Source organism: Paenibacillus sp. GM1FR (genome assembly GCF_002803315.1).
GTDB classification, from domain to species: domain Bacteria; phylum Bacillota; class Bacilli; order Paenibacillales; family Paenibacillaceae; genus Paenibacillus; species Paenibacillus amylolyticus.
Genome location: NZ_MKZL01000011.1, coordinates 375,716 through 390,149, shown reverse-complemented (window position 1 = coordinate 390,149; position 14,434 = coordinate 375,716). Strand labels below are relative to the sequence as shown.

The following is a 14,434-nucleotide window of genomic DNA, read 5'->3' as shown; positions in this document are numbered from 1 at the left end:
CGCTCCCCAGCCTATACTCCATGGCTCATGCACCACGCCTTGTGTGCTGTGTGTAAGATGTTGCCTCTACCAAAGTACAACGGACTCCTGAGTTTCATATCCTGCACATCATAGTGCTGCCAAACCCATTACGAAATCCACCACCAAAAAAGGCAAGCCCCATCTACCCGGGACTTGCCTTCTTTCTATACTATAGTCTTGACTGCATGTACCAGGAACCAGCAACTTGTTAACACTGACCTAGCGCTATTCCTTCTTTTCATCCTTGCGCGCAAGCGGAATACCGTTCTTCTTGGCATACCATGCTTCATAATGATGCACAGCCACACCTGCAAAAGAAGAATGAGAGGAACCCAGATCGAACACCTTTGCCATCTCTTCATTCATGTTGCTAACCGGTTTACGGAAAAAGGTCAGGTGATCCCCCTCGTGTGTATCCGCGAGTTCCGCTCCGATCCAGACTTTCTTGCCGAGATCATCCGCTTCGTCCAGTTCTTCCTTGGACAGATCATACATCTGCTGCCCACTATCCCGGTAAGCCATAATGGCCACCGCATCAAAGTGGGAGATCACCCAGCGACTGAATGTACCTCCTTCAGCCGACTGACGGGCATCAAGCCAGAACGGAATGGCAGCGCTCATGTACAGTCCGGCATCCTCGCCGGCTTTTGTCCAGGCCTTCATGTTGTTCTGCCACTCTGCAATGACGCTGCTCTCCTCGTTCTCCCAGCGCTTCAACTGATACGGCTCGACATCCAGTTGAATACCTTGGAAGCGTTCATTCTTGGCCGAAGCTGCATTGTATGCTCGTACTCGCTCGATAAAAGCAAGTCCTTCATCCCGCTTCTCCTCATAGGCCCAGTCTGCATGACCGTTAAGTCCATGCACTTCAATCTCAGCCTGTCGGGCAGCCGCAATGAATTTACGGTATGTTGCGTCAGGCAGCTCATCCTGGATTTGCAGGAAGATGGTATCTACGCCCTGTTCTTTGGAAAAGGCAATAATCTCAGGCGTTTGTTCTGCAATAATGGACGCGTCCCACAGCCAGGTCGCTTTGTGTTCCTCTGCCGAGAACCATTTGAACATCCAGGACAGAAGCAGCAGGCACAACACAACAGCCAGAATGGCCCATTTCGCCATACCCACCAGTTTGCCCCGTTGCCTCATATATTTCCTCAGACGAGCAACGCTTCACTTGGCTCAAGCACAGGATGCTGTACCGAGTGACCAATCTTGTAAATATGCGGATGCGTGTATGAACGGAACGCATTACGTGTATCCAGAATTGGTACACCCATCTCCGCAATATCAAAGTAAGGCAAATCGCTGTGGTTGGTGATCAGCACGATGCAATCGTACTTCTTGAACTGTTCCAGATTGAACGCTTCGCTGTGTACGGTCTCGCCATGTTTGTCCTGGAAGGAATCCGCATGTGGATCGTAGTAGCTAACGTTAGCTCCACTTTCCTTGAACAGTTCATATACTTCCAGTCCTGGTGATTCACGCAGGTCGGCAATATTTGGTTTATACGACATACCGAGGAGCAGAATATTGGATTTACGTACGGATTTAGCGTATTCGTTCAGAATCGTTGACGTTTTGTTTAGCACATAATATGGCATGTTGTCATTGGTGGATTGCGCCAGCTCAATGAATTTGCTATAGAAACGGAAGCCTTTGGCCTTCCATGACAGGTACATCGGATCAAGCGGAATGCAGTGTCCACCGATGCCTGGCCCTGGATAGAATGGCATGAAACCAAATGGTTTCGTCGCCGCCGCATCAATAACTTCCCAGATATCAATGCCCATACGGTCGCACATCATCGCCATTTCATTTACAAAGGCAATGTTCACGCTGCGGAATGTGTTCTCCAGCAGTTTGGACATCTCAGCCACTTTTGGTGAAGATACCGGTACTACAGTTTCTACGTATTTGCTATACAGTGCTGTTCCGAGCTTCAAGCAAGCTTCGGTCGTACCCCCGATTACTTTCGGCGTATTAAATGTTGTGAAACGTCCGTTCGACGGGTCCACACGTTCAGGCGAGAAGCAGAGGAAATAGTCTTTACCTGCTTCTTGTCCGATCTTGTCCAGCTGCTGCTGGATCAGTTCTTCGGTTGTACCTGGATAAGTGGTGCTCTCCAGCGTAATCAGCATGCCTGGTTTCATGTGCAGTTTGATCTGATCCACAACAGTCTCGATGTAAGACGTATCCGGGTCCTGATTCTCACTAAGAGGTGTCGGTACGCAGATACTGAGGGCGTCGATCACGCGCAGCATACTGTAATCTGTCGTTGGCTGGAAACGACCGCTTTGCATTACTTTTTTCAACTCATCAGACGAAATATCGTGAATATAGGAATCTCCTTGATAGATACTTTCTACTTTGGACGCATCCAGATCAATTCCGATTACCGTGAAACCTTGATTGACCATTTCCACGGCAAGTGGAAGTCCTACGTAACCGAGCCCGACAACGCCGAGTACAGCTTCTTTATTTTCAATCGCATTCAGTAATGTGTGGAATTGTTGATTCTCCATGATATTCCCTCCGGGCAGTGTATTTGGTGGTGCTTAAAATCCATATAAATAGATGAGTGTCTGTGCTCTAAATGTTGCTCTAATCTATCTGATTCATAGTGTAAAAAAAGCTCTTACTTTGCACTTCACACAATCAGCTTATTCAAGCCGTCTTCTAATGCAGGCAGCGTCTGATTCGGGCATCCAGCTCTACAGGCGAGAACGGTTTAGTCATGTAATCATCGACTCCGCTGCGGAAACATTGACTAATCGTCTGCTCGACACGCTGTTCGGTCAACACGACAATTTTGGGTGGCTGCTCCATCTCCAGATTCTGAATATGATGGATGAACGGCAGACCATCGATGCCATACAAATTCAGTTCGGTGAGCACCAGATCTGGTGTGACTTTCTCGATCAACTCCAGTGCAGCCAGTCCATCAACGGCTTCATAGGTTTCGTATCCCTGCATCTTCAACCGCAATTGCAGGAATTCGCGTACCGTCGGATCGTTGTCCACAATCAAAATTCGTTCCGGCTCGTCCGCCGTATTGTCCAGCGTGTAGATATGAATTTCCGACGAATCTACGAGCTTCGAGGACTCAGCCATATGCTGAATAGTTGCCTTCGAAGGGCGCTCCCCTTCCGGGAAACTGGCCAGTGTAATCTGTGGATCGGCACCGGGTACAGTCTCTTGCAACTCATGTTTGATCCGAAGTCCTTCATAATGAACTTCATCCAGTGACAAACCTGGCAACAGGACGGCAATCGCTTGGGTAGCCCCATCCTTCCAGACCTGGAAGGCAGACTCACTCGTTTGCTCCAGATGTGTCCTGACCTGCTGCTCAGGTTGAGAGTTTCCTGCACAATGGATGAACATTAAGCCGCATGTTTCGGCACCCGTTTCCTTCAATCCCTGTTCTACACTTCGGTACACATTAACGGCAGCCTCACGCTGCAATGTCGCCGTATTTGGCATGTTCTTTTCCACCCTTCTCCTCGATTATCTATATAAGTCCAAAAAATATTATTTACACTGACACTGCGATGACAGAACAGCCCTTCGATCACTGTTATCCCCAGATTTTTTGATTCCTTTATAAAAGGGGAAATCCGGGGATAAGCGTATGCTTTCGATGCAGCTTTCTTTCGGAAAGCTTTTAGGCGCACGCTTCGCTCTTCAGGCTTTTTCTGCCCTCTCCGTTATCGTGTAAATGTCTAGTTGGACATATAATTGCTTTGATTATTCTTTAATCAAGCGGCTTCGCTTGTTTTCTTCTCATCCTCGGACCAGCTTTGACGTGTCATGGTACCCCATGAGTTGTTGTTTTGCATGAACTGCACATGTCCCTGCAATCTCCACAGTACGCCGAGCTGGTGGTAACCCACGAATTTCAGCGCGGAGTAGACGAGCATTTTGACCAGATCGGAGAGTTTGTTGTAACGTTTGAAAGCAATCTCCTCTAGGACAAGTGCGCCTACACTCAGCAGATAACCACTCACAAAGTTCAGCAGTCCGAACAGAACCAGAATGGGCCATTGCGTCATATCCAGAAGGACATATCCAGCGAGAGCCAGAAGTCCGGTAATCCGGAAATACGGGTTGAGCGCTTCAAAAAGGACGTTATATGGCATGGTCACCATACCCATAACCTTATATTTTGGATTGAACAACATGCCACGATTCTCGATCATGTTCTTCAGATTCCCGCGGCCCCAGCGCTTACGCTGACTGGACAAGATCCGGTAGGAATCCGGTGCCTGCGTCCAACATACGGCCTCAGGACAGAAGGCAATGCGGTACTTCAATTTGTTTTCCAGCATGTAACGGTGAAGTTTGATGATGATGTTCATGTCTTCTCCAGGATAACCATCCCGGTATCCACCTACGGCGATAACAGCGTCCTTACGGAACATACCGAAGGCACCGGAGACAATGATCAGACCGTTCATGTGACTCCAGCCAATCCGTCCGCCCAAGAAGGCTTTGAGATATTCAATCGACTGGAACATGGGCCAGATCTTGCGTGGCAGCGATACATCTTGCACTGCCCCGTTTTCAATTTTGCAGCCATTGGCGATCCTTACATCTCCACCGATGGCTACCGTCTCTTCCGGATTCTCCATATACATCCGTGCCATGCGGATGAGGGCATCTTTCTCCAGCAACGAATCAGCATCGATGGAAGAGATCAACGGATAATGGGACAGGTTGATCCCGGCATTGAGGGAATCGGCCTTACCGCCGTTTTCTTTGTCAATGACATACAGATCCGGGAACTCTGGATTATGGTAGATCCCACGAATTTTCTGACAGGCGATCTTGCCCCGAATCTTCGTATTGGGTACTGGCTTCAGACGATATTCTTTCAACAGGATATTCAGTGTCGCATCACTGGAGCCATCATTCACCACAATGACTTCATACGTTGGATAATTCAGCGTCATCAGGCAGTTCACATTTTCAATAATCGTCAGTTCCTCGTTGTATGCCGGTACCAGCAGAGAAACGGAAGGTACCAGTTCCGAGCCTGACAATGTATTGTATTTGGAATAATGCGACCGCCGGAAGATCGTCCAGATGTTACGGAACGATAAGGCCAGAATGGAAAAATAGAGCGTATTTACAAAAACAACATAGTAGATTGCGACCATGCCGTAGATTAATAGTAGATCCCTAAGCAGTGTAATCCCCTCCTACCGTAGCGACACCTGTACGTTTCTTGTTGGTTCTGTTCTCTCGTACAGGGCCAAAATAGCGATCGTACAGCAGTCTTTTTTTGTTATGTGCAATCATCTGCTCTACAGCTCTGTCATCGGTTCTCGTGTGCTGCATGGTACTCTCAATCTGCTGCATCGCAATCTCGCGCTCAGCAACTGTACCTTGCACCGCAGCCTGACACAGCGCTTCGAATCCCGGTTCACCGAGCTTGCTCAGACTCTCCGCACTGTTATATCGAACTCTCCAGTCTTCATCCCGAAGCGCTTTGCGCAGCAATGGAATGCTGCCAGATGCATGCTTGTAACCAAGCGCTTGTACCACTTCGGCGCGAACTTCCGGATCGGGGTCCTGGATCAGCTTCAGGATTGTCTCATCCCGGAGTGCCGGACTTGCGCTAAGATACAGCTTCACCGCCTCGGCACGTACATCCTGATGTTCTGCGCCTACCAGTCTGTCGAGTGCAGGCATCACTTCAGGTACAGCCTGTCCCCACATGGCAACCAGTCCGACTTTGACAAAATCAGGATTCCGGTCTTCCAGCAATTCAATTAGAATTCTGCTCGTATCCAGACTCGTTTCGAGCAGAATATCTGCTGCCAGATGGTGAATGGACTTACCTTTGGTTAACAGCAAAGCGAGCATGTCTTTCAGTTCACCTTGCCGAGTCGTACATCTGGAGATGGATCGACCAATCATAATGGCCATCGGGCCCGGTTTCTCATCCTTCAGTAATTCCATCAAACCCGGAACGGCTTCGGGACAACGCATGCCACCCAAGCGATAAGCTGCATCAATCTGGCGACCATAACGCAGACGGCCCAGTTCCTTCAGATCATGCTCTACGAATCCTGCTTCACGGCACAGTGCGATTAATTTGTCGCGATACTCACCCTTGAACTGGTCGATCCATTCAATCAGTCTGTCCTGAATGACTCTGCGTTCCAGCGGAGCCAGTTTGCCTGGTGGCAATCTGAGTGGACTATTCTCAGTCAAGGCTGTTTGCAGATAGGTGAAATAGTCACGCTGCTTCAATTCATAAAATGCCGTCTTACGTCGTTTGCCATTGTGGGACATTTTCATGGCAAACAATACGATGACGCCTACAACAACAAGTGCGATACAGATGTACAAAAACAGATAGGCCAAAGCCAAACTTGGAAACATGTGAAAAGGTCCTCCTTTATACTCATTTATTCGATCTGAAAACTAGGATTTTTTTCATAACTCTTCTTCATTTTTTCGTAGCTTAGCTTCAGGCGTTCACTATACTGCACCTGCTCCCAAGGCTGCCAGCTATATACCGGCAATGTATTCAGATCCAGGGTCGTCTGTTCACCCCCAGGCCAGGATACGTTCTTCGTGGCGCGGTCCGTTAACCACGGAATGAGGGTAACGCCTTCCACAGCAACTGTGGAGAACTCACGTCCATTCTTGAGCGGTCCATAGTCGATCGCTTGCAGCGAACTCGGATCACCGAACCCAAGCAGCATCCAGGGAATTCGCATCTCCACCTGATTGCCGTTATACTGCCATGACGTTAATGAATCCGTATCAGGCTGACCGGGAGCCGTCGTTCCCCGCTTCAATGTTCCGACCTTTTCATTCATGAACGGTTGAGCAGATCGGGTATCTGGCGGTGTCATCCTCAGGCTAACTGCCAGATTCCATGGGTGGAACGGATCTGCCGATTCTGACTGCTGGTCTGGCAGCATGTCGTATCCTTCTTTGCCGTACAGGCGCTGATTAAAGTCATAATCCTTGGCAATCTCCACCTGTGATTCTTCATCCTGTCCCAGTGTAATCACCGTCTCAAGACCATCACTGAGTGTTCGGCCCGGGAGTAACTTGTCAGGCTGACTGCCTCCAGCAAGTGTATCGGTCCCAATTCGCAGCACTGTCTTAGCCGGGTCAAACGGTTGATCCAAGGTCAGCCCAATATACAGATAGGCTTCATCATGGGTCATCTTCATTTCCTGAATGCCGTCCACTTGGCCCTGCCAGGTCGTGACCTCTTCATCCTTCAGATCATCCCAGTCATCCAGTGATCCGTCGATGGTCAACTGTTCCTGTTTACCCGGGTCCATGGCAAGCAGACCAAACATCTTCTCGTTTGTCAGTACGTTCAGCCAATATGCACGGCGATCAGCCGGGATTTCCAGTGGCATCGTGTTCCATGTTTTTTTGAACCATTCATCCTGCCACATGAACACAATTGCTCCCGAGTATCCTTCATCATAGATATCCTGCGTCAGTGACGCGTCGATATCTCCCTGCTCTACTTCGTTATGTCCACCCTGATTCCGTCCTCCCATACCCAGATGGGAAATACCAAGAGAAGAGGGTACGCCATACTCCGTAATCATTACAGGCATATCGGAAAACTCGGCTTTCAGCTTGCGCAGATAACTTTTGTACGTGTTGTACTCACCGTTCTCATCCTTGATGGTTTGGAGCGTTTTATCGATATGGAACAGATCCGGGTAATACGGGTACACATGGTAGGCTACAAAATAACCTCCCTGCCACGCCTCCGGCTGAATATGTCGGGCATCCACACTGACGAGATCCTCTTCATACAGCGGCTCGCCGGGATGATCCAGCACATCGGTCGTTACCCAGTTGGTGAAGGTCATCGGATGTTCCCACCCATACTTCTTCTCCAGGACCGCCGTATGATCCAGCAGCTCTGCCAGCCAGTTCTCGAACGGTGACGCTTCTGGACTCGCCGAGAAATGAACTCCCTTGTACTGCGGCACGTCCGCATGTTGTGCGTTTGTGTTGTCTACCATTGCCGGGTCCCATTCAGTCCCCACATGCCAGGCCATCAGGTATTTTCCTGCATTCGTTTTGTATTTGCCGCTGGACTCTCCCTGCTTGGCAGGAATGTCCGCATCACCATAGACAGCAGATACGGCCTTTTCAATCTCCTGCTTGAACGTCTGCTCAATATGGGCTGCATAGGCATCCTGTTTCTCAATCAGCTCTTCTTCAGGTGACCATATGCCCTGTATAAAATATAACGGTTGCTCCCGGCCGCGGTTATATTCGACTAATGCGGAGTAGAAAATCGGTTCGTGAACCGTGTATACCCGGATTACATTGGCTCCCAGATCCTCGATCTGCTGGAACCACCGCAAGTAATCCTCTTTGGTCAGCGGGAATTCTCCCGGGTAATGCCCCGGTGAAGTTGCGCCCAGGTTGACACCTTTGACGAACATCTCCCTCCACGTTCCATCTGGCCCGTATTCCATGAACCGGTCTCCATCGGTCTTGAATTTCATCTCCGTGCCGTTCTCCGCTGTGTACGTAACGAGCTTGGGTTGCATATAGTGCCATCCGGCAAATATCCCACCGGTCACCACCACTGCTCCTGTCAACACCGTTAATAACCAGCGTCTTCGTCTTTGTCTGCTCATGTCTTTAGATTGCTCACCTCTCTAATATGCATCCTGCTTCAACATCGAATGGTCCAACATGAAGTTTACGAATCTTTCCGCTTCGGATGTCCGCTTGGTAGAGATGTCAGCGGTGTAGTTCTCACTATAGCGCTAAGACTCTGCATTTGTAACTAGGCTGATGGAAGCAAACATGAAATGGAACATTCTGCCCATAATTCGTAAAAAGAGCCATCAACTAGCACCGGGAAGCCTCTGAGATACGTCTGATTCCCGAACACTAATATCTGCTGGAATCGCATGGTATTGGTGCCCTGCTGATCTTGCAATTCTGGAACCTATATTGTTATGTGCAACGCGGGTACAGGCAACGTTTGCCGTTGGAACACATACCCCATTAAACGCGAGTCATTATTTAAAGTTGCGGACCTTTTTACAGTATTAACCATAAAGATTACAAAATTGATACTATAGTCCGATAACGCATCAGCGATATTCCGCGTCACATCAAGGTTTTCTGAAAAATGCAGAAAATCAAAAAAGGACGTCAGTCCCCCTCTATAGGACTGTGCCCATTTATAACCCTTTTACAAAAACCCAAATGAACGCCCGGTCATCAACCGTAGGTCATGGATCTCTCACATTAAATGTAAAAAAGCACATCTTATTTCCTAATTTCTGCCTCTAATATGGCTAACCCATAATTGTGTCCAATTTGCAAAATAATTCCGGTTGCCGCATTTCGAATTGTCAGATATGCTTATAAAACAAGAACACTTGTTCCATACTGTAAATAAACTGTTAATTATCGATGTTCAAATGAAAATAATTGCTTCTTAACATAAGAGCTTAGCATCACTGATAAGGAGAGAAGTCTTATGCCCCGCCAAGACAGACGTGTCATCATGCTGGCAGACTGCCAGTCATTCTATGCCAGTGTGGAGAAGTCTGCACATCCCGAATACAAGGACCGCCCCCTCGTTGTCGCGGGAGATCCGGCGCGCCGTTCGGGTATTATTCTTGCGGCCTGTCCACTCGCCAAGTCCTATGGAATTACGACAGCAGAACGACTGGGCGAAGCGCTCGCCAAATGTCCAGATGTTGTTGTTGTTCGCCCCCGGATGGCCGAGTACATTCGGGTGTCCCTTCATATTACGCGTATCCTTCAGTCTTACACCGATCTGGTGGAACCCTATAGTATTGATGAACAGTTTCTCGATGTCACCGGAAGCCTGGATCTGTTCGGCAGTCCCGAGACGATTGCACGCAGCATTCAATCGAGGGTGATGGATGAGACGGGTGTGTATATTCGAATCGGTATCAGTGATACCAAGGTCGTTAGCAAGATGGCCTGTGATCTGTATGCCAAAAAAGTCCCGGGAGGCATCTGCACGCTGCCTCGCAAAGATCTGCCTTCAACCATCTGGGAAAAGCCTGTTCGAGACATGTTCATGGTTGGTTCCCGCATGGCGCAGCATCTCTACAAGATGGGCATTCATACCATTGGTGATCTGGCCCAGACCCCACTGTCCCGACTAAGAGAACGTTGGGGGGTGAATGGCGAGGTACTGTGGCGTATCGCTCGCGGTATTGACGATTCCCCGGTCAAACCCGGGACCTATGCTCATCAGCAGCAGGGGATCGGACATCAGATGACGCTACCCCGGGACTATGACTCCTGGGAAGATATCAAAGTGGTACTGCTTGAACTGGCGGAACTCGTCAGTCGACGTTCCCGGGACAAATCACTCATGGGCCATGTGGTCTCGGTTGGATGTCGCGGACAGGATTATGATCGACCAACCGGTTTCTCCCGCCAGATGAAGGTGAATGAACCCACCAACATTACGGATGAAGTATACGATGCGGCAGCAGCTCTGTTCCTGCGCCATTGGGACGGATTACCCATCCGCCGCATCAGCGTGTCATTGACCGGACTTGTCCCCGATTCCGAAGTGCAGCTGTCCTGGTTTGATGACCGCGAACGCAAAAGAGAACTGGAACGTGCCACAGATGATATCAAGCGCAGGTACGGAGAAACCGCCATTATGCGGGCATCTTCCCTCTGCTCGTCCGCGCAAGCCCATGAGCGTTCTCATAAAATTGGAGGTCATTATAAATGAGTAAAAAATTGCAGCAAAACGGTATCTTCGAGTCCTCACGCATGATGCTCCCCGAACACCGGGAAGCCTACATTCTTCATCAGGAACAACTTGCTCCTCGTACCCGCCCATCTCTGGATGCCCAGGCCGCGGAAGAAATGTCCCGTTTGCTCAGCAACTCGATGATGCTTGGAGATAGGGTCATTATTACGTTGTTTCACGAACATGATGATATTCGTTACACGGGGCAAGTGCTTCGACTGGACCGTCCGGCTCGTACCCTCAGACTGCTGATGGAAGATGGGTCCCGGGATATTCAGATGAACCTCATTACAGATGTGGCCCTAGCCGATGACTGAAGGGAGATATACCCACCCCGATGTTGTGGATATTCCATGATAGATGCAGCATAGCCGTTGCCATGCAGGACTGTCTTCCTACACTTCCAGGTGAATACCAAAAGTAGCCGACGAGACATATCCAGACCATTCACTTCGTTCTAAAGAAGCAAAATATCGGATACGTGATTCATCGGCTACATATGAGGGTATAGTTTATTTTTTCAAAAAACTTCTTAGAAAAAGCTCCAGTCGAACTCCTTGGACAGACGCTCGAGCAGATGCACGCCGGCAATACTGTTGCCTTTGCGATTCAGAGCCGGGCCAACAAGACCTATGCCGAATTGTCCCGGTACAAGGGTCAATATCCCTCCGGATACTCCACTTTTGGCGGGCAAGCCAACCTCGATGGCAAATTCGCCTGATGCATTATACATACCACAGGTGGTCATGAAGGTTTTGGCAATCTGAACATAGCGACGAGGGATGAGTTCTTCTCCTGTAATTGGATCTGTTCCATTATAGGCCAGAACGAGTGACATTCGAGACAGATCTGCACACGTCACTTCAATGGAGCAATGACGGAAATACACGGCAAGCACGTCTTCAACGTCATCCTTAATGACCCCGTTGTGCTTCAAAAAGTAGCCAAGTGAACGATTCATATGACCGCTCTCCGATTCGGACTGAAACACCTCTTCGTTATAGCCCAGCTGATCATTATTCGCCAGTTTGCGGAAAAACTCCAGAATGCGCCGTGATTTCTCTTCCTTACAATCTCCTCCAACAAGCGAAGACACCGTAATCGCACCCGCATTGATTAATGGATTAAACGGAATACCGGGTTCGACTAGTTCAAGCTTGATCATCGAATCGTAATCGTCGCCTGTGGGTTCTTTTCCTACATTAAAGAAGACTGCTTCTTCACCATGGTCCATTAAGGCCAGAATAAGGGTAAATACTTTGGAGATACTTTGCATCGTAAATGGGACACCGCAATCCCCTGCCGACACATAGTTCCCATCGGCGTCCATGATATGTATACCAAGCTCATCCTGAGAGGCTTTGACAAGCTCCGGGATATAAGAAGCCACCTTACCCTGCCCGGTGTGCAGACGACTGGTCTCCAGCCACTCCGGCAGCAATGCATTCAGACGTTCCATGGTTGAATTGCTCATATGTCATCTCCTCCACATCTCTATATAAGAAAGCATCTTGCATGAAATGTGCATGGTGAACCCATGTACATGATGATAATGAGTTCTAGCCCTCTCATGCAAGATGCCCTATGTTATCTGATTACCCTCAGAACAGTTCCTTTACCGCTTCGTTTGAAGATTTAACTCCAAAATCTCACCAGGAAGACCATCGTAATCACCTGTCCAGGTGGATACAAAGTTCTGTCTGGTCAAGATCCGGCGGGAAGCAGCGTTACCCGGATCGATAACTGCATAGAGGGATCCAATCCCTGCGGCTTGTGCCTGAATAATCAACCGTGACGCTATGGACGTGCCTTGACCTTTGCCCCAATGTTCAGGCAGGATCATGTAACCTATCTCAGCCTTGGTCGGGTCCTCCTGATCCGGAATCAATTTGGCATATGCCACACCGGCACCATCTTCACTAAATACCCGGTAATGTCCGCAAGTGGAACGCTCATTAAAATCCAGCATGGACTCGAATTGTGATCTCGCCTCTTGCTCCGGTATTGCACGTTCTGTAATCTGTTTCATTACTTCCATATTGGAAACCAATGCATAATAATCATTAAAATCAGGTTGTGTGTATTTAATGAACTTCATGATATGCCTCCTCTGGGGTACATAACTTATCTTGGTCTTGTTGAATTCACCTAGAGTATAACAGATGCGAATGCTGGAATGCACACAAGGCAACACGCTTGCAGCCAGCCAGATGATCCGACAGGCCAACAAGTCAGCAATCTGACAACTGTAGATACCAAAAAGCGGCCTCAACTGGAGACCGCTTTGTTTACTTTGTTTTTAATTTGCTTTTTAAGATGAAGAAATCTCCTCAGTTCCGTACTTCCAGTGCATGTTGTTAGCTTGCCCGTGATGAAGGGTTAAGGTTCATCTGTTTTTCACGTTGACGAGCACGACGACCTTCACCTGGAGGGGTGATGATCAGTGCGAGCAACAGCGAGACAGCGCAGAGTACAGCAATCACGATGAAGGTTAGATGGAAGCCGCCCAGCAAGGCGCTGATGAATGATCCTGCCAAGGCACCAAATCCAAATCCCTGATAGATCACACCATAGTTTTTGCTTTGATTTTTCAGTCCGAAGTAATCGGCCACAATCGCCGGGAATACCGTAATGTTACCGCCAAAGCAGAATGCAACGGCCGCCACACAGGCGAAGAAGATCCCGAAGGTCAGTGGAACCAGACTAAGTGTCATGACAGCTACGGCTGTAACCAGCAACGCACCAGCGATGACTTTCATTCGTCCTACTTTATCCGACAGCGCACCGAGAATAATACGTCCTGCCGTGTTAAAGATTGCAACCATGGCCACTGCGTTTGCAGCGGTAGCTACATCAAGACCTGCAAGCTGTACACCGATATCTTTGACAATACCGATCAGGTACAGACCGCTCATACACGCCGTGAAGAAAATAACAAACAGCATATACGCTTCTTTTGTACGCAGCATCTCTTTTACCGTATAGTCATGACGTGCTACGACTTGTTTGGATCCTTCCTTGCTTGCCGGAGCCTGTTCACGAACAACCGCTTCACGGATCAGGAATGATCCCGCAACCACCAGAACCAGAACGATAATGCCCCAGTACATAAATGCCTGAGCAGGACCAACGGCACCAATCAATGCCGTGTTCACATATTTGAACAATAAACTACCAGTACCAAAGGCGCCGACCGAGATCCCCGAGATTAGACCTTTACGCTCCGGGAACCATTTGATCAGATTAGACAGCGACGTAATGTACGCCGTACCATCTGCAAAACCAACGACAAATCCAGCCAAAATGTACAGCAGTGTTAGCGAAGTGACTTGGGAACTCAGAATAAGACCCAGCCCAAGCACAACCCCGGCTACACGGATCAGACGCTGAAGACCCCAACGTTCCTGCAACCGGCCTGCAAACAATGTGGCAAATGCCAAAGCAAAACTGGTAATTGAAAAAGTTATCGCGACCGAGCTGACGTCCCATCCGAAACGATCAGACAACGGTTGATTAAATAAACTCCAAGTATAGATGGTTCCAAGACCCATTTGTACAATGATGGTCCCCAATACAATAAGCCAGCGGTTCATTTTTGTAGGTGCAGATGTTGATTCAGGTGTTGATGAAACGGATGAAATTGTTGCTTTC

Annotated in this window: 11 protein-coding genes; 2 read left to right on the top strand and 9 right to left on the bottom strand. The window is 48.7% G+C overall.

The window, feature by feature from the left end; all coding sequences use genetic code 11:
• Positions 1-246 precede the first annotated feature (246 nt).
• The 6 genes from PAEAM_RS07670 to PAEAM_RS07645 all read right to left on the bottom strand — a co-directional run bounded on the left by PAEAM_RS07670 (position 247) and on the right by PAEAM_RS07645 (position 8,660).
• Complete coding sequence (locus PAEAM_RS07670) at positions 247-1,167, bottom strand: hypothetical protein (protein ID WP_100527135.1); 921 nt, start codon at positions 1,165-1,167, stop codon at positions 247-249.
• An 8-nt stretch (positions 1,168-1,175) separates the two neighbouring features.
• On the bottom strand, positions 1,176-2,543 hold the full coding sequence (locus tag PAEAM_RS07665) for a nucleotide sugar dehydrogenase (protein WP_076318928.1): 1,368 nt from the start codon (positions 2,541-2,543) through the stop codon (positions 1,176-1,178).
• A 154-nt stretch (positions 2,544-2,697) separates the two neighbouring features.
• Positions 2,698-3,501 (bottom strand): response regulator transcription factor, encoded by an 804-nt coding sequence (locus PAEAM_RS07660; protein ID WP_036674925.1) that lies wholly within the window; start codon positions 3,499-3,501, stop codon positions 2,698-2,700.
• 275 nt (positions 3,502-3,776) lie between these two features.
• Positions 3,777-5,177 (bottom strand): glycosyltransferase family 2 protein, encoded by a 1,401-nt coding sequence (locus PAEAM_RS07655; RefSeq protein WP_179088526.1) that lies wholly within the window; start codon positions 5,175-5,177, stop codon positions 3,777-3,779.
• A 22-nt stretch (positions 5,178-5,199) separates the two neighbouring features.
• Complete coding sequence (locus PAEAM_RS07650) at positions 5,200-6,408, bottom strand: HEAT repeat domain-containing protein (RefSeq protein WP_100527134.1); 1,209 nt, start codon at positions 6,406-6,408, stop codon at positions 5,200-5,202.
• A 26-nt stretch (positions 6,409-6,434) separates the two neighbouring features.
• Entirely contained in the window at positions 6,435-8,660 is a 2,226-nt protein-coding gene (locus tag PAEAM_RS07645; RefSeq protein WP_100527133.1) for a hypothetical protein, read from the bottom strand.
• Between the two features lie 857 nt (positions 8,661-9,517).
• Here PAEAM_RS07645 and PAEAM_RS07640 point away from each other — a divergent pair.
• Both PAEAM_RS07640 and PAEAM_RS07635 read left to right on the top strand, forming a co-directional pair.
• The gene (locus PAEAM_RS07640; RefSeq protein WP_100527132.1) at positions 9,518-10,762 is read left to right on the top strand and encodes a DNA polymerase IV; all 1,245 of its coding nucleotides are present in this window, start codon (positions 9,518-9,520) and stop codon (positions 10,760-10,762) included.
• Positions 10,759-11,100 carry a YolD-like family protein gene (locus PAEAM_RS07635; RefSeq protein ID WP_036614562.1) on the top strand — a complete coding sequence of 114 codons (342 nt, stop codon included), beginning with the start codon at positions 10,759-10,761 and terminating at the stop codon, positions 11,098-11,100. The genes PAEAM_RS07640 and PAEAM_RS07635 overlap by 4 nt, the downstream gene beginning before the upstream one ends.
• Positions 11,101-11,315: 215 nt before the next feature.
• Here PAEAM_RS07635 and glsA read toward each other — a convergent pair whose 3' ends face one another.
• The 3 genes from glsA to PAEAM_RS07620 all read right to left on the bottom strand — a co-directional run bounded on the left by glsA (position 11,316) and on the right by PAEAM_RS07620 (position 14,376).
• Positions 11,316-12,257, bottom strand: coding sequence for a glutaminase A (gene glsA / locus PAEAM_RS07630; RefSeq protein ID WP_076250906.1), 942 nt, complete (start codon positions 12,255-12,257; stop codon positions 11,316-11,318).
• A gap of 141 nt (positions 12,258-12,398) precedes the next feature.
• Positions 12,399-12,881: a GNAT family N-acetyltransferase gene (locus PAEAM_RS07625; RefSeq protein ID WP_100527131.1), complete on the bottom strand. Its 483-nt coding sequence runs from the start codon at positions 12,879-12,881 to the stop codon at positions 12,399-12,401.
• A 259-nt stretch (positions 12,882-13,140) separates the two neighbouring features.
• Entirely contained in the window at positions 13,141-14,376 is a 1,236-nt protein-coding gene (locus PAEAM_RS07620; protein ID WP_036675050.1) for an L-lactate MFS transporter, read from the bottom strand.
• Between the last annotated feature and the right edge of the window lie 58 nt (positions 14,377-14,434).

Coding starts and splice junctions, on each gene's coding strand:
- PAEAM_RS07670 (WP_100527135.1), bottom strand. CDS start 1,167: ATGAGGCAACGGGGCAAACTGGTGGGTATGGCGAAATGGGCCATTCTG.
- PAEAM_RS07665 (WP_076318928.1), bottom strand. CDS start 2,543: ATGGAGAATCAACAATTCCACACATTACTGAATGCGATTGAAAATAAA.
- PAEAM_RS07660 (WP_036674925.1), bottom strand. CDS start 3,501: ATGCCAAATACGGCGACATTGCAGCGTGAGGCTGCCGTTAATGTGTAC.
- PAEAM_RS07655 (WP_179088526.1), bottom strand. CDS start 5,177: ATGGTCGCAATCTACTATGTTGTTTTTGTAAATACGCTCTATTTTTCC.
- PAEAM_RS07650 (WP_100527134.1), bottom strand. CDS start 6,408: ATGTTTCCAAGTTTGGCTTTGGCCTATCTGTTTTTGTACATCTGTATC.
- PAEAM_RS07645 (WP_100527133.1), bottom strand. CDS start 8,660: ATGAGCAGACAAAGACGAAGACGCTGGTTATTAACGGTGTTGACAGGA.
- PAEAM_RS07640 (WP_100527132.1), top strand. CDS start 9,518: ATGCCCCGCCAAGACAGACGTGTCATCATGCTGGCAGACTGCCAGTCA.
- PAEAM_RS07635 (WP_036614562.1), top strand. CDS start 10,759: ATGAGTAAAAAATTGCAGCAAAACGGTATCTTCGAGTCCTCACGCATG.
- glsA (WP_076250906.1), bottom strand. CDS start 12,257: ATGAGCAATTCAACCATGGAACGTCTGAATGCATTGCTGCCGGAGTGG.
- PAEAM_RS07625 (WP_100527131.1), bottom strand. CDS start 12,881: ATGAAGTTCATTAAATACACACAACCTGATTTTAATGATTATTATGCA.
- PAEAM_RS07620 (WP_036675050.1), bottom strand. CDS start 14,376: ATGAACCGCTGGCTTATTGTATTGGGGACCATCATTGTACAAATGGGT.